At 50.8% G+C, this 24,650-nt stretch carries 23 protein-coding genes; 9 read left to right on the forward strand and 14 right to left on the reverse strand.

Annotated elements, in window-relative coordinates:
• The first annotated feature begins 35 nt into the window (after positions 1-35).
• A complete protein-coding gene (gene folE / locus C1752_RS22030; RefSeq protein WP_110988215.1) occupies positions 36-731 on the forward strand; it encodes a GTP cyclohydrolase I FolE in 696 nt (231 codons plus the stop codon).
• A gap of 142 nt (positions 732-873) precedes the next feature.
• On the opposite strand, the gene C1752_RS22035 is transcribed toward folE, so the two are convergent.
• The 3 genes from C1752_RS22035 to C1752_RS22045 all read right to left on the reverse strand — a co-directional run bounded on the left by C1752_RS22035 (position 874) and on the right by C1752_RS22045 (position 3,057).
• Positions 874-1,743, reverse strand: a complete 870-nt coding sequence (locus tag C1752_RS22035; protein ID WP_110988216.1) for a shikimate dehydrogenase — start codon at positions 1,741-1,743, stop codon at positions 874-876.
• 29 nt (positions 1,744-1,772) lie between these two features.
• Positions 1,773-2,111, reverse strand: coding sequence for a P-II family nitrogen regulator (locus tag C1752_RS22040; RefSeq protein WP_110988217.1), 339 nt, complete (start codon positions 2,109-2,111; stop codon positions 1,773-1,775).
• 217 nt (positions 2,112-2,328) lie between these two features.
• Positions 2,329-3,057, reverse strand: a complete 729-nt coding sequence (locus C1752_RS22045) for a Bax inhibitor-1/YccA family protein (RefSeq protein WP_110988218.1) — start codon at positions 3,055-3,057, stop codon at positions 2,329-2,331.
• A 337-nt stretch (positions 3,058-3,394) separates the two neighbouring features.
• Here C1752_RS22045 and C1752_RS22050 point away from each other — a divergent pair, with 337 nt between their 5' ends.
• Positions 3,395-4,195 carry an RNA polymerase sigma factor SigF gene (locus C1752_RS22050; protein WP_110988219.1) on the forward strand — a complete coding sequence of 267 codons (801 nt, stop codon included), beginning with the start codon at positions 3,395-3,397 and terminating at the stop codon, positions 4,193-4,195.
• 86 nt (positions 4,196-4,281) lie between these two features.
• On the opposite strand, the gene acs is transcribed toward C1752_RS22050, so the two are convergent.
• The 3 genes from acs to C1752_RS28115 all read right to left on the reverse strand — a co-directional run bounded on the left by acs (position 4,282) and on the right by C1752_RS28115 (position 7,400).
• Positions 4,282-6,252 (reverse strand): acetate--CoA ligase, encoded by a 1,971-nt coding sequence (acs, locus tag C1752_RS22055; RefSeq protein WP_110988220.1) that lies wholly within the window; start codon positions 6,250-6,252, stop codon positions 4,282-4,284.
• A gap of 234 nt (positions 6,253-6,486) precedes the next feature.
• Positions 6,487-6,846 (reverse strand): hypothetical protein, encoded by a 360-nt coding sequence (locus C1752_RS22060; RefSeq protein WP_110988221.1) that lies wholly within the window; start codon positions 6,844-6,846, stop codon positions 6,487-6,489.
• Positions 6,843-7,400: a hypothetical protein gene (locus C1752_RS28115; RefSeq protein ID WP_146242399.1), complete on the reverse strand. Its 558-nt coding sequence runs from the start codon at positions 7,398-7,400 to the stop codon at positions 6,843-6,845. The genes C1752_RS22060 and C1752_RS28115 overlap by 4 nt, the downstream gene beginning before the upstream one ends.
• A gap of 176 nt (positions 7,401-7,576) precedes the next feature.
• Between C1752_RS28115 and C1752_RS22070 the strand changes: the two genes are divergently transcribed.
• Entirely contained in the window at positions 7,577-7,888 is a 312-nt protein-coding gene (locus C1752_RS22070) for a hypothetical protein (protein ID WP_110988223.1), read from the forward strand.
• A 2-nt stretch (positions 7,889-7,890) separates the two neighbouring features.
• Here C1752_RS22070 and C1752_RS22075 read toward each other — a convergent pair whose 3' ends face one another.
• Both C1752_RS22075 and C1752_RS22080 read right to left on the reverse strand, forming a co-directional pair.
• Entirely contained in the window at positions 7,891-8,394 is a 504-nt protein-coding gene (locus C1752_RS22075; RefSeq protein ID WP_110988224.1) for a hypothetical protein, read from the reverse strand.
• An 18-nt stretch (positions 8,395-8,412) separates the two neighbouring features.
• Positions 8,413-10,530: an FAD-dependent monooxygenase gene (locus C1752_RS22080; RefSeq protein ID WP_110988225.1), complete on the reverse strand. Its 2,118-nt coding sequence runs from the start codon at positions 10,528-10,530 to the stop codon at positions 8,413-8,415.
• 224 nt (positions 10,531-10,754) lie between these two features.
• Here C1752_RS22080 and C1752_RS22085 point away from each other — a divergent pair, with 224 nt between their 5' ends.
• Entirely contained in the window at positions 10,755-12,047 is a 1,293-nt protein-coding gene (locus C1752_RS22085; protein ID WP_110988226.1) for a DEAD/DEAH box helicase, read from the forward strand.
• A 68-nt stretch (positions 12,048-12,115) separates the two neighbouring features.
• On the opposite strand, the gene C1752_RS22090 is transcribed toward C1752_RS22085, so the two are convergent.
• The 3 genes from C1752_RS22090 to C1752_RS22100 all read right to left on the reverse strand — a co-directional run bounded on the left by C1752_RS22090 (position 12,116) and on the right by C1752_RS22100 (position 14,558).
• On the reverse strand, positions 12,116-12,970 hold the full coding sequence (locus tag C1752_RS22090; protein ID WP_233501817.1) for an N-acetylmuramoyl-L-alanine amidase: 855 nt from the start codon (positions 12,968-12,970) through the stop codon (positions 12,116-12,118).
• Between the two features lie 14 nt (positions 12,971-12,984).
• Entirely contained in the window at positions 12,985-13,668 is a 684-nt protein-coding gene (locus tag C1752_RS22095; RefSeq protein ID WP_110988228.1) for a PHP domain-containing protein, read from the reverse strand.
• An 83-nt stretch (positions 13,669-13,751) separates the two neighbouring features.
• Positions 13,752-14,558, reverse strand: a complete 807-nt coding sequence (locus C1752_RS22100) for a TPM domain-containing protein (protein WP_110988229.1) — start codon at positions 14,556-14,558, stop codon at positions 13,752-13,754.
• A 469-nt stretch (positions 14,559-15,027) separates the two neighbouring features.
• Between C1752_RS22100 and C1752_RS22105 the strand changes: the two genes are divergently transcribed.
• The 5 genes from C1752_RS22105 (at position 15,028) to C1752_RS22125 (ending at position 19,605) form a co-directional block, all read left to right on the forward strand.
• Positions 15,028-16,011 (forward strand): RNA polymerase sigma factor, RpoD/SigA family, encoded by a 984-nt coding sequence (locus C1752_RS22105; RefSeq protein WP_110988230.1) that lies wholly within the window; start codon positions 15,028-15,030, stop codon positions 16,009-16,011.
• A 98-nt stretch (positions 16,012-16,109) separates the two neighbouring features.
• Entirely contained in the window at positions 16,110-16,736 is a 627-nt protein-coding gene (locus C1752_RS22110) for an HAD-IA family hydrolase (protein WP_110988231.1), read from the forward strand.
• A 20-nt stretch (positions 16,737-16,756) separates the two neighbouring features.
• Positions 16,757-17,974, forward strand: a complete 1,218-nt coding sequence (locus tag C1752_RS22115) for an FAD-dependent monooxygenase (RefSeq protein WP_110988232.1) — start codon at positions 16,757-16,759, stop codon at positions 17,972-17,974.
• A 337-nt stretch (positions 17,975-18,311) separates the two neighbouring features.
• Positions 18,312-19,046, forward strand: a complete 735-nt coding sequence (gene sfsA / locus C1752_RS22120) for a DNA/RNA nuclease SfsA (RefSeq protein ID WP_110988233.1) — start codon at positions 18,312-18,314, stop codon at positions 19,044-19,046.
• An 85-nt stretch (positions 19,047-19,131) separates the two neighbouring features.
• Positions 19,132-19,605 (forward strand): hypothetical protein, encoded by a 474-nt coding sequence (locus C1752_RS22125; protein ID WP_110988234.1) that lies wholly within the window; start codon positions 19,132-19,134, stop codon positions 19,603-19,605.
• Positions 19,606-19,700: 95 nt separating this feature from the next.
• Here C1752_RS22125 and C1752_RS22130 read toward each other — a convergent pair whose 3' ends face one another.
• The 3 genes from C1752_RS22130 to C1752_RS22140 form a co-directional block, all read right to left on the reverse strand.
• Positions 19,701-19,853 carry a CAB/ELIP/HLIP family chlorophyll-binding protein gene (locus C1752_RS22130; protein ID WP_110988253.1) on the reverse strand — a complete coding sequence of 51 codons (153 nt, stop codon included), beginning with the start codon at positions 19,851-19,853 and terminating at the stop codon, positions 19,701-19,703.
• A gap of 116 nt (positions 19,854-19,969) precedes the next feature.
• Positions 19,970-23,155, reverse strand: coding sequence for an efflux RND transporter permease subunit (locus C1752_RS22135; RefSeq protein ID WP_110988235.1), 3,186 nt, complete (start codon positions 23,153-23,155; stop codon positions 19,970-19,972).
• A 5-nt stretch (positions 23,156-23,160) separates the two neighbouring features.
• Positions 23,161-24,462 (reverse strand): efflux RND transporter periplasmic adaptor subunit, encoded by a 1,302-nt coding sequence (locus tag C1752_RS22140; RefSeq protein ID WP_233501819.1) that lies wholly within the window; start codon positions 24,460-24,462, stop codon positions 23,161-23,163.
• Positions 24,463-24,650 lie beyond the last annotated feature (188 nt).

The following is a 24,650-nucleotide window of genomic DNA, read 5'->3' on the forward strand; positions in this document are numbered from 1 at the left end:
AACTGTATTTTTTATCTATTGTTACTGGATTCATTATGACGACTGCTTCTTCCGAGTTCTCCAACAGTCCAACTCAATCTGAGAATGGTAACTCATCATCGGTCACCCCCCGCCCAGACCGCAGCCTCTCACAAAAGGTTAAAGAGAATGGACATACAGACGTATCTGATGAAGAGATGAGACAGGCTGTTGATACGATTCTCAGGGGCGTTGGAGAAGATCCAGAGAGAGAAGGTCTCCTTAAGACCCCTAAGCGGGTCTCAAAGGCGATGCAGTTTCTCACCAGTGGCTACAATCAATCCCTTGAACAGCTCGTCAATGGCGCGATTTTCGATGAAGGCCATGACGAAATGGTTTTAGTGCGTGACATTGATGCCTTCAGCCTCTGTGAGCATCATATGCTGCCGTTCATTGGCAAAGCACATGTGGCTTATATTCCTAACCAGAAAGTCATTGGTTTGAGCAAGTTGGCTCGCGTTGTAGAGATGTACTCCCGTCGTCTTCAGGTGCAGGAGCGCCTCACGCGCCAAATCGCTGAAGCCGTACAGATGGTCTTAGAACCTCAGGGTGTGGCCGTTGTTATGGAAGCCAGCCATATGTGTATGGTGATGCGCGGCGTCCAGAAGCCTGGTTCCTGGACGGTCACTAGCTCAATGCTGGGCGTTTTCAAGGACGATCAAAAAACGCGGGAAGAATTTCTCAACCTTATTCGTCATCGACAAAACTTCTAAGAAGAGCAGTCGCATTTGTTGAACTGCCCTAAATTTAAGGCACCCTGCTACTAGGAATGCATGAAGCTTTGCATTTCGACGTTTAAGTTTGTCTTAGAGCTTGGCACTAAGCTGAAAACAGCCTTGCGTTATCAGCCTCCGATTAAGGGAGTTGCGCTTGTAAAGTCTCACGCATTACATCAATCGGTGCCGGTTGTCCCAACCAAATTTCTAGAGCTGCAGCGCCCTGCTGTACTAGCATTTCTAAGCCACTAATGGTGTGACAGCCTAAAGCCTCAGCATCCTGAAGGAACTGAGTTGGGTTCGGTGTATAGATCAGGTCATATGCGATCGCATCTCCTGAAAGCTGCTTTAGCTGGTCCATCGTCAGCGGCGACTGATGGCGCTGTGGATGCATTCCCACCGGCGTTGTATTGACAAGCAGTGTCGTCTCAGGCATCAAACCTGACAGGGAGTCCCAGAGATGGGTGTGGATGGCAACGGAGGCATGAGCAAAATCGGCTTGGAGCTGTTCTAGCTTTGCAGCATTCCTGCCGCAGACGTGAATATGAGCGCAGTTGAGCTGGTGACAGGCTGCAATGACGGCCCTCGCAGCTCCCCCGCTCCCTAAGACCGTTACAGCACTCTGGGACCAATCGCGAGAAAGCGACAACAAAGGAGATAGAAATCCTTGAACGTCAGTGTTGGTTCCAGCCCAGCCTTGTTCTGTGCGCCAGACTGTATTCACCGCCCCTACAGCCTTTGCGGTCGCAGAAACATCACACAGCAAAGGGATAATCGCTTGCTTATGGGGAATCGTAATGTTGAACCCTCGACAGCCCACGCAGGCTAACCCCTGAATCGCCTGCTTCAAGTCAGTTGGCTCTATATGCATCGGCACATAGATATAAGGCAGACTAGTGTCTGCCAATGCCGCCAGAGCAGCATTGTGCATAACTGGGGAGAGTGAATGCTCAATGGGGCAACCAATCACCCCCAGTAGTTGCGTCGATCCGGTGACAACTGCAGTCATTTCAGCCGTTGGCCTGCATCTCGCAGACCCTAAACCGCTTCGAAATCTTTCTCGCCAGTACGGATACGGACGGTCTGTTCCACTGGACTGATAAAGATTTTGCCATCACCAATCTCACCTGTGCGAGCAGCTCCGACAATTTTATCGACGACCACATCGGCCTGATCATCTTCTACAACAATTTCAATCTTGAGCTTCTGCAAAAACTCAACGGTATATTCTGAGCCTCGGTAGCGCTCTGTCTGGCCCTTTTGGCGACCGAAACCTCGCACTTCAGAAACCGTCATACCGACCACGCCCGCATTGACTAGAGCGATTTTCACTTCATCCAGCTTAAAGGGACGAATAATAGCTTCAACCTTTTTCAATTGCTATCTCCAGTTCAGTACAGCTTTTCATTATCGTATACAACTGTTTCTATCACTGTCTTTTGGTCAGAACTTGTAGCAAATCGTACATTTTGAGACCTGAGCCTCCCACTAATCAACATATATCAATTTTTTCAGGGAAAATATAAGCACAAAAAATCGGTGGAGCAGCATTGCGCCACTCCACCGATTTCTTTAAGTCACTATGGCTTAAGCACTAGTCACGACCATTAATGGCAATTAACAGGCGCAGGATAAAGATAAACAGGTTGATGTACGTAAGGTACATAGACATTGCAGCCGGTAGGTACTGCTCGTCTGTATAGGTACGAGGCAGGACGTAAAAATCAACCACTGCAGCTCCAACAAATAGAACCACACCAATACCGGAAATAGCAATCTCAAGCCAACCAGGTGTATAGACTCCGAAGGCAGCACAGAGAAGCTGGGCAACCATCACGACAACAAGGGCGATGACGCCGAGCCGAATCGTCTTGCTCAGAGCGAACCCATCTTCATCAGATAGATTAGAACCTACTGAACGAGCCATGATGAAGGTTGCACCACAGGACAAAGCAGCAATCCCCATTCCCATCAGACCTACGCCGGGAGTCCGAAGCGCTAGGCTGACAATACCGGCTAGGGTGTAGCCCGAGAGTAGCCCATAGGTTGCCAGCATCGGGAGCGCGGTGGAGTTATTTCCCTTGGCCGCAACGTTTTGAGCAACGAAGAATAAGGCAATCTCAGCAATGAAGGCAACCCAAAAGGTTCCCATAAATAGATCGGGGCGTGTCTGAATGACGCCTAGGCCACCCCAGGTACCGACGGCGGTTAAAACCAACCCGCCCCCAACAAAGGGAAGCGCGTTTTTAATCACGTTAGGGCCGACTAGAGCGCCCTGCTTGGCCTCGCGTATGGCTTCACGGAAATTACTTGTGTTACTCACGGATTTCCTCTTTGTTTATAAACGCATTAAATTCTACTACTGATATTTTGCCTTATGTCTCTTCTTAATGCCTCGATCACAAGGTAGAGATGCCCGATCCGAGCCAAGCGTTCTCTTGCTGCTTAACGTTGTTTTAATCCTGAAACCTTTTCTCTCAGAGAGTTTGGGGTAAGTAAGTGCAAATTGTAAAGCCTATCTGTGTGTATTTACGTACGTGTTAACGCTGAAGTTAAAAGAGAGCCGATTTAGAAAGTCCAGTGTTTTAACGATGGTCCCGCTTAAGCCATTTCTCGATAATGAATTGTCATAGGGCGTTATCAACATTCGGCAAAACAACATGGCTTACCAAACTACTCTTCAATCTCAATCGATGGAGCTTCTGGTCTCCTATCAGCAAGAACCGTCTGTCCGTCTCAGAAATCGACTCGTTCGCCTCAATATGGGTCTGGTCCGCAAAGTCGCTCACCGTCTAGCCAACCAATGTGCTGAGCCTTATGAAGATTTAGAGCAGTGCGGCTACATGGGTTTGATTACCGCCATTGAGCGTTTTGACCCCACTCAAGGCTATGCCTTCAGTTCCTTTGCCGTCCCCTACATTCGCGGTGAAATCCTTCACTTCTTGCGAGACCGCGCCAATACCGTCCGCGTCCCCCGTCGCTGGCAGCAGCTCAGCCGTGAGGGCGCAAAAGTCCGCCAAGCATTAGTGATGGAACTCGGTCGTCAGCCCAGTGATCAAGAGATTGCGGATGCCTTAGACCTCTCGATGAACGAGTGGCGCTCTGTGAAGCTTGCCGCTTCTAACCGCACACCGCTGAGCTTGAATGCTCGGGTTTCTTCTAGTCACCATCAGCAGTCTGAGTCAGCCATGACGCTCGGTGATACGTTAACCGATACGCACTATCAGATATTGCAGGTCAATGAAGAAGACCGCATTGAGCTACAGCATGCCCTCAATCAGCTTGAAGATAAGACACGGGAGATGATTGAGTCAGTCTTCTTTCATCATCTCTCTCGCCAGGAAGTGGCCAAGCGGATTGGCGTTAGCCCCGTCACAGTCACTCGCCGCATTAAGAAAGGAATTGATGAGCTAGTGGAGCTGCTTCAGAATCAAGCTCAGGTTCAGCCTACGGTTTCTTAAACATTCGGCAATCATAAATCAGGTTGCTATCCAACATTCTGTCCTATGTTCCCCCAAGCTATGAGCTTGGGGGATTCTTATGGCCGCTAGTTTCCGCTCCGCAGCTTGTCGAGGACGCTTTGATCTTCCATGGTGGAGGCATCACCTACCAGTTCTTCGCCGCTGGCTAAGTTGCGGAGGAACCGACGGATGATTTTACCCGATCTGGTTTTAGGTAGAGCATCAGCGAATTGAATCTCGCCAGGACGTGCGATCGCACCAATTTCCCCCACCACATGCTGCTTCAGCTCAGCTTTGAGGTCATCACTAGCGCTATGGGTCCCCTCTAGCATCACAAAAGCAAATACATCCTCGCCTTTCAAATCATCCTTACGACCTACCACTGCAGCCTCCGCCACGGCTGGGTGAGAGACTAGAGCAGACTCAATCTCCATCGTGCCTAAACGGTGCCCAGAGACGTTGATCACGTCATCTACCCGGCCCATGATCCAGAAATAACCGTCGGCATCACGACGGACACCATCACCCGCGAAGTATATATAGTTGCCGTCTTTGGGCGGAATATGCTCCCAATAGGTTTTACGGAAGCGCTCATCATTGCCGTATACCGTCCGCATCATACTCGGCCAGGGATGCTTGACAATCAGATAGCCACCCTCACCATCAGCAACGGGGTTGCCCTCAAGATCGACCACATCAGCAAGGATGCCGGGGAAAGGGCGGGTCGCAGACCCAGGCTTAGTGGGCGTGGCTCCCGGTAGCGGCGTGATCATAAAGCCACCGGTTTCGGTTTGCCACCAGGTATCCACAATCGGACAGCGCTCACCCCCAATTACCTTGTGGTACCACATCCAAGCTTCAGGGTTAATCGGTTCACCAACGCTGCCCAACAAACGGAGTGAGGACAGATCACGGCTGTTGGGATGCTGATCGCCTAGTTTAATGAAAGCGCGAATGGCCGTCGGGGCCGTATAGAAAATATTGACGCCGTATTTCTCAACCACATCCCAGAAGCAGCCAGGGTTTGAAGGACGCGGGACACCTTCGTACATGAGGCTGGTGGCTCCGTTAGAGAGGGGGCCGTAGACGATGTAGCTGTGCCCGGTAATCCAGCCGACGTCAGCGGTGCACCAATAAACGTCAGTGTCCTGCAAATCAAAGGCCCATTTGAGGGTCACGTGGGTATAAAGGTTATAGCCTGCCGTCGTATGCACAACGCCCTTGGGCTTACCGGTGGTGCCGCTGGTATACAAGATAAACAGCATATCTTCACTGTCCATCGGTTCGGGAGGGCAGTCACCGGAGGCTTTGGGCTGCAGGTCATGCCACCAGTGATCGCGGCCCGCCTGCATGGTGACGTCTTCTTTTGTCCGTTGTACAACTAAGACGTTCTCAACCGAAGGCACACTATTGTTCTCCAGCGCTTTGTCCACCGCAGGCTTGAGGGAAATCGTTTTATCTTTGCGGAAGCCGCCGTCTGCGGTAATCACGAGCTTAGCTTCGGCATCTTTGAGACGATCTTTAAGAGCTTCGGCGCTGAATCCTCCGAAAATAACGGTGTGGGGAGCACCGATACGGGCACAGGCTAACATTGCGATCGCAGCTTCCGGCACCATTGGCATATAGATTCCGACTCGGTCCCCCTTAGTGACGCCTAAATCTTTGAGGACATTGGCAGTCTGACAAACCTCTCGATGGAGTTGGGCATAGGTATAGGTCCGGGAGTCACCGGGTTCTCCTTCCCAGATCAGCGCAGCTTTATTACGTCTCCAGGTTTTAAGGTGACGGTCTAGGCAGTTGTAGGTGATATTCATCTTGCCGCCTACAAACCACTTGGCAAAGGGGGGCTGCCAGTCTAGAACCTGATCCCATTTCTCAAACCAGTCCAGCTCTTGCTCAGCAAGTTCTGCCCAGAACGCCGCAGGGTCAGCCTCTGCCTTAGCGTAAAGCTGCTCGTATTGTTCCAGGCTTTTAACGTGGGCGGCCTGGGAAAAATCTGCGGGTGGCTGAAACAGCCGCTGTTCTTGAAGAATTGATTCAATAGTGGGTTGTGACATGGCCCTAACGTAAATCCTGTGTGCTTTGAGACTATCTTCCTATGGTTCTATCGGAGGCCGTCCCTAAATGTGCTGAATTTCGTGAATCTTTAAGATTGAGCACTTGGACAGGCACAGCAACCTCAAGTGACGCTCGGCTGAAAACACCAGTTCAAAGTCAATAGCAGATTTGGAGTTAGAGATTCTGACAGGGTACACCCAACCAGGATCTGTAGATCAGTGAAGGTGGCGGCTTCAAGCGTCGGGTTTGCGGTTGTTCTGAGGAAGCTGTCGCTGGGTCGAAGACTGAGATTCTAGGGTTGTTGGAGCTGCTGTATGCAAACGATTCTCAAGCCTCAATAACTCATTTTCAAGGCGTAATACTAAGTTCTCGCGCTCAAGCTTGGCTTCGTTGTGTCTAGATTCAGCTCGGACCTCATTTTCGCTAATTTTTGCCTCGTTATCCCTGACGGTACGTGCCACTTGGTTCAGAATCTGCGCTAGCCTGTCCAAGTCCTCACGGATGCTCGTAATATCCTCTGAGTTCTTCTCTACGCGGCCTTGTAAACGTAGTAATTTTTGAATGAAGTCTTTAAGATCTGATGACCAGCTCATAGGTCTTTGACCAGTTCCTCAAGCTTGGTCAGGGTTGAATGTGTTGAATCAGCTAATTTCTGAGTCTGAAATTGATTGTTTAAGATGTACGCATCGCCTTCATTCACCAAAGCGCGAATAATCTCAAGTTCTTCTGATAGGGTTTCTTCATCGAGTTCTTCCCCGTCATCGTCTTTGTTAGGGTCAGGAATGCCGGATGATAGCTCACTAAGGGGTATTGCTTGCGATAGACCCTCATCATAAAATTCCCAAAACTCTGATGGCATATTTAGCTCTGCTTGCCTAACAATCTCTGCCCGCTTGGCTTCATCTACCATCGACAAAGAACGATACTCAGAGCGTCTCAAAGCTCTGGTGATAGGAGTAACCAAGGGTCTCTCCACCAAGCAAAACATTGAGCCTATGGCCCAACTCGGAACAGGGCCTATTCTGGTAGTGCGAAGTATTCGTGCTAGCTGAGAAGCAACATACTCACGCACTTCTGGAGTGATTGAAGAAGCGTCGATGTCTTCAGTCTTTTCATTCTGCGGAGCGTAACGTTCAGATTCACTCATAGGGCCATTGTGCATAGCGTGGCTTGTCAAGCATAACTTATTCCCTTGTTGGTATTATCATCAGTGGTTCGGGACAAGAGCAGACCCTTGACAGTGCCTCAACCATGCTCCAAGCAAGAGAAAGAAACGCTAAACTAGAAGCATGAAAGGGTTCGAGTACGAGCCAGGGGGTTCCCGTGACAATTTCAAATCAATGGAGCAGCCCTCTGCTTTTTGCAGCTCTCCTGATCGGCGCGAGTGGAATACAGCCCGCCACGGCACAGAGAATCACTAATCCTGTCATTCAAGGCTTTTTAGGATCGCAAAACTCCAGGAAGTTCTTCAAACAAGGGCGCATCAAGCTAGAACAAGAAATTCAGCGGCTGGAACAGTTTGAGCAGATTTCGTTAGAGCAACTGCTGCAGGTGAATCCTGATGCCTCCATTGAGGACCAAGAGATTCAGGAACTGGAGTCGATGGGGCAACGGAAAAGAAAACGAGATCGCTAATCTCAGCGGTCCACCAAGCTTGTATTTTTCAACGGCTGTGATGGAGAAGAGCTGGCGGATGGGTGTACGGCTTTGGCTTTCCTTTGACTCTCTACCAAGATCATTTTTAGCTCCTTCAAGACCCGGTCTTGCTCTTGCTTCGCCATCTCTAGCTGATTCAAGGCAATCAGTAGTCGCTCTTGCAAATTATCTTCTGTCTCCACCTTGCGCTTTCGACTCGGAGACTTAAGGGTCATCGTCGGCAAACTTAGAGACTTTGAAGACTTTGCCAATAGCCACTGGAGCAGCAAATAGGGAGACTTCACGATCAGCAGTAAAAGCCGCTTGATCACATTACTCACTAAGCCTAGAATCCCCTGGACCAGGACCAGCAACACAACAATTGCAACCACCATCACGAGGGGATGCGCCACCCACCAGGTGAGGTTGAGATAGGGCGCTGCCCCCTGATCTATCCAGCGATCTAAAGAGGGCTGAAATAGATTTTCAGCAACAGGCTGTTTCATCAAAGATTCTCTTCGCGGCTAAAGCGAAACCTCCGAGACCGTCTGAGAGACATTGGTCTCTGTCGCTGCAGGAGCAGAGGGCAAGCGCAGCTGCAGCCGAGGCCGTCCCATACCGTAGGTAAGGCGATAGCTCCAGGCTAATAAACGGTGCCAGAGTCTCGGCCAGCGAGCGACCATCGGATCTTGCCAGCGCAGCAGTAGCTCAGGCAACCACCCTCCAAACAGAAACGACATTAGGCTCGCCCAGGTAAAGGTGATATAGGTACCGACCCAGCGGGAAAAATCAGTCCACCCCATCGACTGCACTACCCAAATCGGAATCATGGGATTACGCCAGCCCGCAATCAGAGCATTGCGAGTCATAAAGGACCAGCTGCCGCGATCTTTAATAAAGTCATCAACTTCCTGCGGAGATTCTTCAGTCAATACCCCGAAGAATGTGTTTAAAGTTGAATTGATCCAGTTGGGGGACAGCTTTGAATTCGGGGGCACCATCATGCCGCGCGAGAAAATCCAGGTGACGGCGAGGTTATCTTGATAGGCGTTGATGCGGCTGAGATCTTTGCCGGTCAGCAGATCGTGCTGGAGTGCGATGTCGAGCAGATGCGTGACGCGGGGTAGGTTGCGAACCAAAGAGCCAAAGCCGGTAAAGATCAGGGGCGAGCTGAGGGAGGCTGAGTCGCCGATCGAGAGGATGCGATCGCAACCCGGCGGTCGGTCCCCCGCATTCCGGCTAAAGCGCCCAGGAATATAGCCAAAGGCCGCCTTACGCCACTCAAGCCGTTCTAAATCACACCGTCGATACTCAGGCAAACAATGGAAGAAGTCCTCAAATAGCTCTAGTAGAGAACCAGGATTATCGGGCCTAATCTGGTGGTAGTAGAACAGATAAATCGTCAAATCCTGCTCATGGCCCGGGAACATCTCCCAGATTAGCTGCCGTCCCCGACTTATATCTCCATTGGTGAGCAAAGGTTCACCATAGTCATGATCCCAGACCCCAGGGGCAAACCCATTTTTGACAACGCCACCGATCGTTGGACACACACTGTCAAAAGCCTGTCCCGGATTCATCTGCTGAGCAATCCGGGACGCCGTGCCCATGGCATCAATGAGTAACCGAGATTCCAGGTGCATCACCTGATCGGTCTCTAGATTTCTGGCCCGAATCGTGACCTTATCGTCTTCTAAGTAAGCCTGCTCGAACTCAGTCAGCTCCAGAATCTGTCCACCCGCCGCGACCAGCTTCTCACCACAGAGCTGCAGGAGGCGATCGCAATCCATTGCAATATTGAGCACCGTTGGTGTCGTCAGCACAGGTGCTCTAGCATTGGGGGCATTATTGCCGCTAAAGAACAAATTAAAATTATCGCGGTACTCCCGAGCAATGAGGCTTTCGAGCTCAGCCACAGTCAGCAAACCCACATCAACCAGCGTCTGCAGCTCCGTGCGCGAAATATTCCACTCCCGATTCATGCGACCGAACTTAATGCGCTCGACAAGGGCCACTCGATAGCCCAAACGCGCCAACATCGCCCCACTCAGAACGCCAAGCGCCCCGCCGACAATCACTACATCCCAGACTGAATCAGGCGTTTTGACCACAGGGGCCTGCTGCACAATAGGGAGATCTTGATCAGGTCCAGTATCAAAACTTTTGCCAACTTCATGTCGCCATCGTTTTTCCCACCAGTAAGCCCGCTGCAGATCTGCCTCACCGTTAGGAATAGCCTGAAAATACTTCGCGGTCAGAGGATAGTGAGGCTGGAGAGCTGCAAAAATATCAGTTTGACTCAAGTCAATTTCTGGGAAAGTCTGAAGCTTCTGAGGGAAAGCCTCTCGCAGATTTTTGACAAGCGTGTCAAGCACCTGTGCCTGATTTGAAACGGGCCGTTCTGACCACTGATTCGCCTTTACATAAGTCGTCCGTAGATGCTGCCAAGCATAGAAGACCACCGCACTGTCCTGATCTTGGATTTTAAGTCCGGTAGAGGTAGGACTCAGCGTCACACTAGGCTTTAGATTGAGCTGCAGAACACAAGACTCTGAGCCAGCAGTAGAACACTGCAAATGCAGCCAGCGATGTACAGCATCTGTATCGGGAGTAGGAATTTCAAGATATAAAAGTTGTTTCATCAGCTTAAGCAATGTCTAAGCTGCGCTGTAGTTACGGGCATAGGGGGCTTAGCAGCCAGAACCTTGACCTCTAAAGTGTAGATTCAAACAACGTGAAGCAGCTTAGGAAACGTTTGATTAATAATCTAATGCTAAGCATATCGTGGCCTGGGTCATTTCCGGTGACGTCGAGGGCAGGTTACACTCATGTCTATTGACCGCTGGTCTTCCATCCCCCCGTAAATATGTCATTTGAACCCCTCGGTCTGTCCGCCGAACTCCTCCGCGCTATTGCAGACCAAGGCTATAGCACCCCTACCCCTATTCAAACTCAAGCCATTCCCGTGATTTTAGAGGGAAAAGATGTTTTAGCAGGTGCCCAAACCGGAACCGGCAAAACGGCAGGCTTTACCCTGCCGCTCCTTCAACGATTGAGCAAACCCACAGGCCCCCGGCATCGCAGATTCGTGCGGGCCTTAATCCTGACGCCAACACGTGAACTCGCAGCTCAGGTGAGTGAAAGCGTAAAGATCTATGGCAAATATTTATCCTTGCGTTCCACCGTGATCTTTGGCGGCGTCAGCATCAACCCCCAGATTACGCGACTGCGGAATGGCGTTGATATTCTAGTAGCCACCCCCGGACGACTCTTAGATCACGTAGGCCGCAATACCGTTGATCTTTCCAAGCTGGAGGTTTTAGTCTTAGACGAAGCCGATCGCATGTTAGATATGGGCTTCATTCACGACATTCGCAAGGTCTTAGCGCTGCTGCCACCGACCCGTCAGAATCTACTCTTTTCAGCGACATTCTCCAGAGAAATTCAGTCGCTGGCTAACGGCCTACTAGAGTCTCCTACGCTCATTGAAGTGGCCCGCCGCAATACAGCCGCAGAGAGCGTTTCGCAAACCATACATCCCGTAGACAGCAAACGCAAACGAGAGCTGTTATCTTTTTTAATTGGCTCACGTAACTGGCAGCAGGTCTTGGTGTTCACACGTACTAAACATGGTGCCAATCGTCTAGCGCAGCAGCTTGAGAAAGATGGCATCACGACTGCAGCCATCCACGGCAACAAGAGTCAAGGTGCTCGCACGAGAGCACTCGCGAACTTTAAGCAGGGCAGTGTGCGTGTGCTGGTGGCAACCGATATTGCGGCGCGAGGGCTAGATATTGATCAACTGCCCCATGTGGTCAATTTTGACCTGCCCAACGTGCCAGAAGACTATGTCCATCGCATTGGTCGTACCGGGCGGGCGGGCAACGAAGGCCAGGCCGTTTCGCTAGTTTGCGTCGATGAGCACAAGTTTCTCAGGGATATTGAGCGGTTGATCAAACGCAATATCGATCGCGAGACGATTCCTGGTTATGAACCGGACCCATCGATCAAGCCCGTCCCGATTCAGACCGGTCGCAGTAACAGGCCCTCAGGAGGCAAGAAAAACCGCCGCCCACGTTCCAAAAAGTCACGAGGGCCAGAAGCAGCGGGCCGCAAGTCTCAACAACCGCCTCGCCCGCGAAAACGCCAATCCAAGTGAGGCTTCAAGTTTGAGCCACTTTCAGCAGCCCCGCAACCAAACGCAGAGCCTCCAGGCAAAAGCCGAGCTCAGCGATAAAGACTCAGCATCGACTGAAACGTTGCAGTGTCAAAGCTGCGGGGATCTGCGCGATTACCCGAGCGATCAACCTCTCGATGGGTGGTAACCCGGCTGTCAGGAACCCCAGTTCTCGCAACCAGCCAAGCCAAAGACTGATACTGCGCTTGCGTATAGCCAGAATGTACGGCATTCTTACTCTCGCGGCCATCAGGCGGCGTTTCAAAGGAAATATGATAGGCGAAGTTATTCACTGAAGGAGGCAAGTCAGGATTCGTTTTGACCGTTTCTATGCCGCGATCGCCCTCAAAGACTGAGTTCCCTGCCCCATAGGCCCGCTTCTCTGGCGGCACCAAATAAATCACCGTTCCATCAGCCCAGATTAGGGCATGGTAGCTCACTTGGTCTGCATCATTGAGATGTGGGGTCTGGAAATGATTGACCGCACTCATGCCAGATCCGACTGTTTCGTGCAGAACGATAATCCAATCATTGTCAACGGGCTGACCTTGAGCATTTTGTGCATACCGTTCACCATAGTTACTAGGATGCACCTCCGCCTGATATTGGGGAGGCTGGTAGCCGCTGTTGCTCGCTGAGGAAGGAGCAGGTACTGGGGAAGGCACAACAGGGGAAGGGGGTGACACAGATTCTGGATTGGCCGTCACGTAATCTTGTACAGGGGGAGCCGCGTCAGAAGCGGAGGTCACATTCGTGAATGATTCAGCCTGGGCCTGTTGCAGATCAACGGATTCAGGTGGCGATCGCAACAGATCCAGAGAGTCATTATTGCGCAGGCCAAACGCCGCAGTAACTACGCCGGTAATTGTGAGGACAACAACAATAAACAGAATATTTTGCTTCAATGCTGCATCCTCCATTAGCGCCGCTGCTGGATATCTAGACCATGCGTATCCGTCCCACAGGTCTGTAGCAGATCATATTGCTCAGCCAGCTGCTGTACCAAACGCGTCTGAACAGGGCTGGGCCGCCAAGGATCGTTAGATTTATAGCAATAGTAGGTTTCAAGGCCATCAATGCCTAGCGCCACAGCCGCAACCGTCAGATCTTCAGGGGACTTTCTGTAGCGAACCGGATGAGCCAGCACGGCCAGCCCCCCACTGCGATGGATGGCATTGATCACGGACTCAGCCTGTCCCAGCTCACCCTCGACTCTGTGGCCCTGCAGGTAAGGCTGTAGGGCAGGGGTTTCAGCCTCAAACCCATAGGCCAAAACGTGAACCTCTGTCTGCGCCAGCCGAGCGGTAATTTCTACCCCTATCCACAAGTGCGGCAGCACTTGGTCAACTGGCTGATGCTGGAGCCATTGAGCAGCGGCTTGATACCCTTCAATAGAATGGTGATCCGTAATCGCAAGCCCCTCAAGCTTGAGCATGGTAGCCTGCTCCATCAGGGCCTCTGGCGGGAGCTGACCATCTGAGCAGCAGGTATGGAGATGAAAGTTATACCGATAGGGACAGCTCTGCCCATCAATCGTCTGAAAAATATCCACCAGCGAGGGTTGAGCTGCCTGAAAGGCGTCGATAACAGCAATGGAGGACATCTCTAGACCCTAAAATCTTGCAACCTAACTATATCTCAACGATTCTGCAGCCTGCTTGAGGTTCCTGAGGTTCAGAGCAAACATTAAGCCTCTGACCCCGAAGAAGACGCATCAGGGGCTGGGACGAGGTAAGCAGCCAAAGCACCAACAAGGAACCCAGCGATATTGCGGGCCAACGGCAGCCACTCAGAGGTGCGACTCACCACAGGGCCAATCCCGAAGGAAAAGAATAGGATGCCCCACAGCGGCGAAAAAATCAGTGCCCATTGCCAAGCAAAGACCTGTCCCTCTTTGCGAGGGTGGGCCGCAAAGCCACAAATAGCGCCCCCCAAGATAGAGGCCACGAAGGTCAATACCCACTGTTCCTGAGGAATTCCTGGAACCGCATTGCAGCCGCCTCGCTCCAAACAGAGCTGCACAGAATCAAGGGCCTGAATAATGGCCTGGTCTTCTCCGTTATCGCGGACAAAATACTGATTACCAAAACGGGTCTGTAGCTCAATCCAGAAGGTGCGGGGCAAGAGCTGATAGACATCATCACCAATATTGAAATTGAGAATATTGCCGCCCCGGGTGTCCTCCACAAGTACGACACTCTTATCGTTCAGTCCCCAGAAGTTTTTAACCGCTCGCCCCGGTGTCTGATCATACTGGGTCAAAACTCGGAGCTTCCAGCCCGTTTCTTGCTCGAATGCATCGAGTTTGTTGGCAAGATTCTCGCGCTGCAGGGTGGTGAGAGACTGAGCTAAATCAATAACTGCAGTAGGCTCATCCGGCAACAGGTCAGGATTATCAAAGGCCAGAGCAGGCGGCGCTGGGAACCAAACGCTGACGGTAATCAAGAGTCCAAGACAGAGGCTAAATAAGCGATTTGTTAAAGGTTGTTTCATTGAATTAGCGTAAATGGGCAACAGCTCAAGGCTGAGGAGCGGTAATTAGTTAAAGAATCTTAACAGTCGGTTAATTTATCTTCAATAATAAGACGAATTTAGGGGGCTGGCTATTTTATGTGATCCCTCTAGAGCCAGAGTGGGTACCCTACTGGGCAACAAGGTTCTATTTTCGCTACCACAATGAAACATTAGAGTGGCGAAATCAGTCATCTACTCACAGGAGGAGAACACCCCTAAAGCATTACGGTTATTGGCACCCATAGGGCTTTGTCAGAATCGAATAGGATGACCTATGATTAAAGGGCAAACTCATACTGACTTCGCCTTTAGGGAGGAGGTCAGGGAAGTGCAAAATTCAGTCCTACGGCTAAAGGAGCTCCCGGTTGACTTAGAGACACCATAACGACCTATTGAGGAAGCCTCTTGCTTCCTAGTTGTTGAACCCGACTGTTTGAGGGGAACCTAAATGCCAAAAGTAAAACGTGAAACAAAGCCCAAAAATGCCCTAGCCGGGACAGATATGGTGCGCACTTATCTGCATGAGATCGGTCGCGTACCGCTGCTGACCCACGAGCAAGAGATTATTTTTGGTAAGCAGGTTCAGAAGCTGATGGCCCTCATGCAGCTACAGAAGGATTTGGTTGAGTCTTTGGACCGTGAGCCGACGTTAGCAGAATGGTCCAAGAAGGCCGAAACGAGCGAAGCGGATCTGTCGATGACGCTGCAGCAGGGCAAACATGCCAAGCAAAAAATGATTGAGGCCAATCTTCGTCTGGTGGTGTCGGTAGCGAAGAAGTACCAAAAGCGCAATCTGGAGCTGCTGGATTTAATTCAAGAAGGAACGCTGGGTCTTGAGCGCGGTGTCGAGAAGTTTGATCCGATGCGGGGCTATAAGTTCTCAACCTATGCTTACTGGTGGATTCGGCAGGCGATTACTCGTGCGATCGCACAGCAGGCCCGCACCATCCGGCTACCGATCCACATTACTGAGAAGCTCAACAAAATCAAAAAAGCCCAGCGAGAGCTATCGCAGCGACTGGGCCGCAGTGCCACACCCGCAGAAATTGCCAAGGAGCTGGAATTAGAACCCGCGCAGATTCGTGAATATCTCACCATTGCGCGACAGCCTATTTCTCTTGATTTGCGCGTCGGTGACAACCAAGATACCGAGCTGCGCGATCTATTAGAAGATGATGGGCAATCGCCAGAGCAGTTTACCGCAGGCGAAGCACTTAAAGATGATATGTCTCAGTTGCTGGCAGAGCTAACGCCCCAGCAGCAGGAAGTTTTGACGCTGCGATTCGGATTAGACAACGGTAAGGAATTATCGTTAGCGAAGGTGGGTCAGCGCTTGAGCCTCAGCCGTGAGCGGGTACGTCAGCTAGAGCGGCAGGCGCTCGATCAGCTCCGTCGTCGGAAGACACGAGTGCGCGAATATCTCGCCAGTTAAGCTTCAAACTCTCTAAATAGAACGAAGATTTCCCCTTGTGGTGACCCGCAAGGGGATTCTTTTAAAGCAGATGACCAACGATGTATATTTGAACCCCCATGACGGTTATTGCTTTTGACTTAGACGGCACTCTTAGCGATCCGGCAGTCGGAATTACGGCTTCAATCAACTATGCATTAGAGAACCTAGGCGCTGCCCAGCAGACTCCAGAAAGCTTGACCCAGTATATTGGCCCACCACTAGATGAGATATTCTCTACCCTTTTGAAAACCGAGAATACAGCCATTATCGAACAGGCTATTTCATCCTATCGAGAACGATATTTCTCTATTGGATATACAGAGAACATTTTATATACAGGGGTACGTGGTGTTCTATCTAATCTCGTGCAGAATGGAGACAGACTATACATTGCAACATCGAAGAGAACTGATATCGCAAAAGCGGTGGTTGAATATCTCGAGCTTCAATCTTACTTTGTACAGGTTTTAGGCTGCGGGCGGAAACGGCAGAAACATGAGCTACTGCAAGAAATTATAGGTAAAGAGAGTGCTTTTGCCCTTGTTATGATTGGAGATCGCTCTCATGATATGCACGCTGGCCGTAGCGTTTCAGCAACCTGCATCGGCGTTTTATGGGGATATGGAAGCGCTGCCGAACTAAAGCACTCAGGTGCAGAGATCTTGCTCCAGCATCCTCAGGAGATATTGGGTTACCTTACCTAAAGCACTAGAGGGAAAAAGAAATGGCAGAGGTTGTCATTGTGGGGGCGGGTCCGACAGGGGCAACACTCGCTTTGCTGCTGACAAGACAGGGCATTCCCGTGACGCTCATTGAGGCGGCCAAGGACTTTAAAAGAGTGTTTCGGGGCGAAGGCTTAATGCCGAGCGGCTTAGATGCCCTGGAGCAAATGGATTTGTCCGAAGTTTTGAACCAGATTCCAACCCGCCCTCTGACGGGCTGGGAATTTATCATCGATCAGAATCAGCTCTTTCGCGTAGAAGAGCCAATGGGAGCCGATCAACCTTGCACCCTTGTGTCGCAACCGCCTTTTCTAGAGGCCCTGATTGCTGAGGCACAGCGTTATACAACATTTGAGTTTATACAAGGTATACCCGTCAAAGATTTACGACGGCGCTCCCCAGTTGAAGGTGAGGAGATCGAGCATCCTCAAATTACAGGCGTCACGCTAGCAGACGGACGAGAGATATCTGCAGCTCTCGTCGTCGGAGCAGATGGCCGGAACTCGATTGTGCGACAGCGGGCCGGACTGCAGTTGGTTAGCCAGCCCAACGACATAAATATCCTGTGGTTCAAGCTTCCTGCCCATCCACGTTTCATCGAGGATAATGTTTTTTGCTCGATTCTCAACGCAGGCTCTGTCTTCAGCATCTTTCACGGAGCAGAGGCAGGAAAGCTCCATCTCGCATGGGTATTATCGGCAGATGACAAAATAGACCGACAAAATCAAGACTGGGCAGAGACTTTTGCCTCTCTATCGCCTGCGTGGTTGGCGACACATTTCCGTGGCTGCGCCAATCAGGTAGAGCCTCCAATAAGGCTGACGGTGGTGGTGGGTCGGTGTCCAAGCTGGCACCAAACGGGCATCTTACTACTGGGGGATGCGGCTCATCCAATGTCTCCGGTGCGCGCCCAAGGGATTAATTTGGCGCTTCGAGACGTCATTGTTGCTGCCAACTACCTTGTGCCTCAACTAAAGGCAGAAAAGTCCCTTGACTCAGTGCTGCCCAAAATTCAAGCGGAACGGGAACCAGAGATTATCCGTGCTCAACATCTGCAAAAGCAAGAGGCGCGTCAAGGAGAGCTGTTGAAGAGCAATGGGGTGTTGCGATCGCTTCTTCATCAATTTGCTCCCTTGATCCGACCAGCCGCTCGATATTCTTGGATCAAACGGCAGCAACAGATGCGTCAGGGTGTCACACAGGTAAAACTAGCAATTTAAAGACCAAGCTTAAACTCGACCAAACGCACTCCCTCCATACAGATACCGACGACTATGCCCGACCTGATTGACATACTCTATTGGCTAATAACGCCATGTGGCCTTACGGGCTTTTGGTTTTACAGACGACAGAAATTGCAGCTTTCTGAGATCCTTCAATACGGGTCTAATTTTTTCAAACAAGTGATGCTCAAATCGCCTTCATCCCCAAAAAAGAGCAACTCCTAGACAGAATCACCTCTTTTTACTCCTTGAACTATCGGACAAAATGCCCCCAAACACTGGTGATTAGCCCCAGTTCGTGTTACGAGAGGAGCAACCCATCAACTAGCCCACAATGCCCAAGCCACATCAAGCCGAACTGATCTATCAATATCCGCCCCTGTCTTCAGGAACACTCATTAAACGGTATAAGCGTTTTTTTGCCGACATTGAACTTGATAGTGGTGAAGTCGTCACAGCACACTGCCCCAATACCGGACCCATGACAGGAATTTACATTCCTGGCAACCGCGTATGGATCTCTCACAGCGATAACCCCAAACGGAAGCTGAAATATACCTGGGAACTGATCGAGGTTGACGATAACGGTCCTGCTTGGGTGGGAGTCAATACCATGCTGCCCAACCGTGTGACAAAGCTATTGCTAGAAAAACGCTGTATTCCTGAGTTAGCTGATTTTGAGCAGCTCAAAACTGAAGTGCCCTACGGCCAAGAGAAAAGCCGCGTTGATTTCTTACTCACTGATGCAGCAGGGCAGCGCACCTATGTAGAAGTCAAAAATACAACCTGGGTTGAGGGACAGAAAGCCTTGTTCCCTGATACGGTTACCACGCGGGGACAAAAACATTTGCGAGAAATGACGGCTCTACTCCCACAGGAACGAGCCTGTATGCTGTACTTCATTAATCGGGGCGACTGCACTTCCTTTGCACCCGGCGATACGACGGATCCACACTATGGTCAGCTCCTGCGCGAGGCAGTAGATGCCGGGATGAAAGTATTCCCCTGCCGGTTTGATGTTTCCCCTGAGGGACTTACCTTTCAAGGCTTAGCAACACTCGATTTATAAAAGATTGCCCCTCATAAACATCCATTTCAATTGTTTGCCCGTATTACTAATGGAGGCAATGCACCTCACGTGAGGAGAGAACATTATGAAATCAAAGAATATTCTGATGCTAGCAATTGGAATCGCAATTATTCCTGCTGCTGCAATTTTTGCAAACCAGAGCGGCAAGATTGATGCTCAAAGCATTGTGGTGGAACAGAGCGAACAGCCCACGGCTCAGGCAGATCCTATAGAAAGCGATAAGCTTGAGGTGCAGAATGTCATGAAACAGTACGTTCAAGGTTTAACGGCTGACAATGACCTGATGCCTATTATCTACAAAGGCAAGGTGCTGCAGCTTAAACTCGCGACCAGCGAAAAGTATCCTGACGGGTTTCATGCTGGCGTCTCGAATCAGGGCAACCTTTACACAAGCTGTGCTGATTTTGTTGATTCAAAAACCGGTGACAAGTATGACATCGACTTCTTAGTCAGCAAGTCTGACGGCAAGCTTCAACTGGTTCAACCCTTTGTTCACAGCGTCAATGGCGTCAAAAACCCCTACGATCTAGAGCACTAGACGCTCTGGACATATCAAAGAAAAACCCCTCAGTTCGATGGCTGAGGGGTTTTGATAATCAATGATTTTTTGGAATCAAGTAGAAAATCCTCTGATTAGAAGTTGTTGAGGATTGAAGAGACTTGACCAATGATGCCTTGGCCGGTGAGGGCTTCAGTTGCAAGTGCAAGCACAAAGCCTAACATTGCCAACCGGCCGTTGAGTAGCTCATTTTCGATATTAAATCTTCCAGTATTCTCTTGAGTCATGATCTGTTGCTCCGTAAATGCGTTGAGTGAATCTTTGATCACTATAACGTAAACTTTTATTTCGTGTGGTTGACCAATTCGTCTTTATGTAGGTCTCCTGACATTCTCTGTGATTGTTATCGCTGAGATGCCCCCGTGGAGGTAGGGCTAGGCTCTAGTGCTGGCCTGTCAGAATCGGGATGTCTTGGCCGAATGTGATCAACTAAGCCCTTAATCACAATATAAAGGATGGGAACGACAAACAGACTTAAAAACGTAGCAATGAACATGCCGCCAAAGACTGCCGTACCTAGAGATCGACGACTAGCTGCTCCAGCTCCAGAGGCAATCACTAAAGGAAAAATACCAATTAGCGTCGAAATAGCCGTCATCAAAATAGGACGCAGCCGCTGCTGAGCTGCTTCAAAAGCGGCCTTGCGGATCGGCAGCCCCTGTTCTCGCAATAGATTGGCAAACTCAACAATCAGGATCGAGTTCTTGCTCGCCAAACCAATCAGCATCACTAGCCCAATTTGACAGTAGACATCGTTGGGTAGTCCTCGTATTGACTGAGCAATCAGAGCGCCCAGAACGGCTAAAGGCACCGACAGCATGATGATGGTGGGATCGACAAAGCTCTCGTATTGAGCCGCTAGCACCAAAAAGACTAAAAACAGACCCAGGCCAAAGATGATTGCAGCCTGCCCTCCAGACTCAATCTCTTCTAATGAAGTGCCCGACCACTCGTACCCTAATCCAGGAGGGAGGGTTTGGTCAGCCACCGTTTCCATCGCCTTGATCACCTGACCGGAACTTGCGCCCGGGGCAGGTATCCCGTTGATTTCAATGGAGCGGTTGAGATTGTAGTGATTAATGGTTTGAGCACCGGTTTGAGTCGTTGTTGTGACAAGGTTACTCAGAGGAATAATCTGATCGTCATTGGAGCGCACGTAGAGGTTATTGATGTCTTCTGGATTAGACCGGAACTGCTCGTCTGCCTGCACATAAACGCGATAGGTGCGGCGTCCAAGGGTGAAATTATTGACAAACTGAGAGCCGAGATAGGTCTGGAGGGTATTGAAAATATCGTCAATATCGACCTGAAGAGACTTCGCTTGATCACGGTTAATGTCCACTTCAATTTGAGGCGTGTTGGCAGCATAGGTGCTGAAAGCTGCTGCGATCTCGGGTCGCTGATTAGCGGCCCCTAATAACGCCCCCATATTTTCGACGAGCTGACTGATTTCAAGATTGCCTCGGCGATCTTGAAGTTGAAACTGAAAACCGCCAAAGCTGCCTAAACCTTGAATCGAGGGCGGATTGAGCGGCAAGATATTGGCCTCAGAGATTTGAGATAGCTCACCCTGCACACGCCCAATAATAGCCAGGGCTGATTTCTCAGGATCTTTGCGCTCAGACCAAGGTTTGAGGGTTGTAAAAATGATGCCACTATTCGCTGTACTGCCACTAAACCCAAACCCGCCGACGGCAAAGGTAGCCCGCACTTCGGGAATCGGCAGCAGTTTCTCTTCGATCTGCCGCATCACATCGCTGGTGTAGTTGAGCGACACGCCTTCAGGACCACGAACAAGCGTAATGAAATAGCCTTGATCTTCGTCTGGTAAGAAAGCCGAAGGAACGGTCTGATAGAGCCACGCCGTCAAAGCGAGCAGCGCTGCAAAGATAGCGAGGACAAGGTACTTGAACCGATTCATCCACTGGAGCGATCGCCCGTAGACCCGCCTCATGCTGTCTAGGAATCGATTAAATTGCCGAAAGCCCCATCTCAGCCATCCCAGCCAGTCAGGAAGGGTTGCATTTCGTCGCAGCAGTAGCCCTGACAGGGTTGGCGTCAACGTCAGAGCGTTGAAGGTGGAGACTGCAATAGCAAAGGCAATCGTGAGTGCAAACTGGCGATATAGCGCCCCCGTCGTCCCAGGGAAAAACGCCACCGGAATAAACACTGCCATCAACACTAGCGAGGTGGCAATCACCGCGCCCGTTAACTCTTTCATTGCTTCCAGCGCGGCCAGCTTTGGATCCATACCTCGATTCTGGATGCGATCGGAGATATCTTCGACAATAACAATGGCATCATCCACTACCATTCCGGTGGCGAGTGTGAGACCAAACAACGTCAGGCTATTAATCGAAAAGCCAAAGATTTTAATGAACGCAAAGGTGCCAATCAGCGAAATGGGAATCGTGATGGCAGGAATAATAGTGGTGCGCCAGTCCTGCAAAAAGACAAAGATTACTAAGACCACCAAGCCCACAGCCTGCACCAAGGTCCAGATGACGCCCACCAAGGACTGCTCAACAAAATCTGTGGTGTCGAAACCGATATCGTAAATCATCCCAGGAGGGAAGTCCTGAGACAGCTCCTCCATGGTCGCTTTGACGCCCCGCGCGACCTCTAGTGCATTACTCCCTGGAATCTGGACAATTCCTAGACCCACTGCCTCATTACCGCGAAATCGCAGGAAGGTACTGTAGTTTTCTGCCCCTAGCTCGGCCCGCCCAACGTCAGAAAGCTTAACCAGATTGCCGCTGTCACCTGTGGCAATCACCAAATCTTCGAATTCAGAGACGTTTCTAAGCTGGCTAATCGCCCGCAGATCAAGCTGAAACTGCTGTGTGCTATCGATAGGAGGCTGACCAATCTGCCCTGCTCCCACCTGAATGTTTTGCTCTTGGAGCGCATCAACCACATCTTGAGCCGTAAGGTTGCGGCTGGCTAGGCGATTAGGGTCCAGCCACAGCCGCATCGCATACTTTCGTTCTCCAAAAATCTGAACGTTGCCGACCCCGTCGACGCTTTTAAGGGCGTTAACAACATAAAGATCGGCATAATTGCTCAAGAACGTACTGTCGTATTCTTTCGTGTCACTGTAGAGCCCGAAACCCAGCAGAAAATTACTGGACTCCTTGCTGACGCTAACCCCTGTTTGCAGCACCGTATCTGGAAGCTGTGGCTCTGCTAGGGACACACGATTTTGGACATCAACGGCTGCAATATCTTGATCGCGGGTGGACTCAAAGGTCGCAGTAATCGAACTGGTGCCGTCGTTGCTGCTGCTGGAAGTGATGTAGCGCAGTCCTTCAGCCCCGTTAATCTCCCGCTCTAAAATGGTGGTAACCGCATCTTCAACCGTCTGGGCATCGGCCCCAATGTAGTTTGCCCTCACGTTCACTTGCTTGGGGCTGATATCAGGGTATTGAGCAACCGGTAGCGTCGGAATACACACCAATCCCATCAACAGAATAATTAAGGCACAGACCGTGGTGAAAACCGGACGTTTGATGAAAAAGTTGACGAGCATGGGAATTACTCTGACTGGGCTTCAATCGGGGCACCGTCCGACAAATTAAGGATGCCAGAAGTGACAATGGTTTCTCCTGGTCGAAGGCCTTCAATAACTTGATAGCTGTTGCCCTGAATCTTACCCAGCTCTACAGCACGTTGACTGGCGACCAGGCCCTCAGGCTCATCTTCCGGCGGTTCGGCGACGAAGACAAAGGTCTCTCCCCCAAGTCGAGAGACAGCAGAAGTTGGAACCAGCACTCCAGTTCGTTTTTGCCAAATCACGGTACCAGAGACCCGCTGGGCATCTTGGAGCTGGCCGTTGTTGCGAAAGCTGGCCGTAGCCAAAACAGATTGGGTCGCGGCATTGGCGGTAGGAGAGATAAAGCTGATGTTACCTGTGGCAAGAGTCCGGTCATTTTGAAATGAGCGCACTTCCACAGGTAGGCCGACCTGTAGCTGGTTGCGGCGCTCCAGGGGAATCGATAGCTTCACCTCTAGCGTCTGATTTTGGGTAATCGTGGTCAGCGTGTCACCGATATCAACGTAGTCGCCCACCTTGATGGGAATATCACCCACAATTCCTGCGATGGGAGCCACGACCTGTGTATCCTGTAAATCTTCGCGCGTGGCGGCGGCGGCGGCGGTGGCCTGAGCCTGTTCTGCTTTAGTGGCTTCAAGGTTAGCTTTGGCGGCCTGAATTTGTTTGTCGGCAGCGACGAGGGCAGCTTGAGCAGAGTTGCGATCGCGAGTTACCCGGTCCAATTCCTGGCGGGCTAGAACCCCCTGAGAAACGAGTGTTGAGGTCCGTTTGTACTCTGTGTTTTGGAGGTCTACTTCTGCAGCAGCCTGTGCTCGTTGGGCCTGAACTGACCCCAGTTCAGCCTGAGCATTGCTGCGGTTCGCCCGAGCTGAGCTAATAGTTGCCAGAGCGGCACGGAACTCAGCCTGACTTTTTCCAGAGTTAAGCTGTAGCACAGGTTGATTGGGCTGCACCGGCGCGCCAGCAGCTACAAAAACCTGGGTCACACGGCCCTCGACCTTTGGCTTAAGATCAATGCCCTCTTGAGCTTCTAGATTGCCGACAAAACTGGTCCCATCTTCAATCGTGCTGGCCTGCAGCCGCTGCAGCTTCACTAGAGTTGCTTGGGCGGTCGGTGGTCCCGCTTGCTGAGAAGAGACAGGGGGTGAGAGCCAGCGCCACAACATTATCCCCCCCCCAATTGAGAGAAGTCCTAACAGGATCCACTGTCCGTTCTTCCGAAAGACCGATGCTGCTCGGGAACGAGAGCCTTTTCCAGCGGAGGGACTAGAAGAATCCGCCATGTTTGATAATTCAGAAGATTTCATGTTCTATGTCGAAACAGTGAGACTTGATTAGGTCTCACAATTATCTATACGTCAACGTAGCCCTTGGGTACATTCTTGGCATAGCTGAGATAGCCATTTACAGGGCGCCACACCAGTCGCCGACACCTCAGAGAGACGGCTGGAACACTATATTAAGCCACTAT

Origin of the sequence: Acaryochloris thomasi RCC1774 (assembly GCF_003231495.1) — a bacterium.
Classification (GTDB): domain Bacteria; phylum Cyanobacteriota; class Cyanobacteriia; order Thermosynechococcales; family Thermosynechococcaceae; genus RCC1774.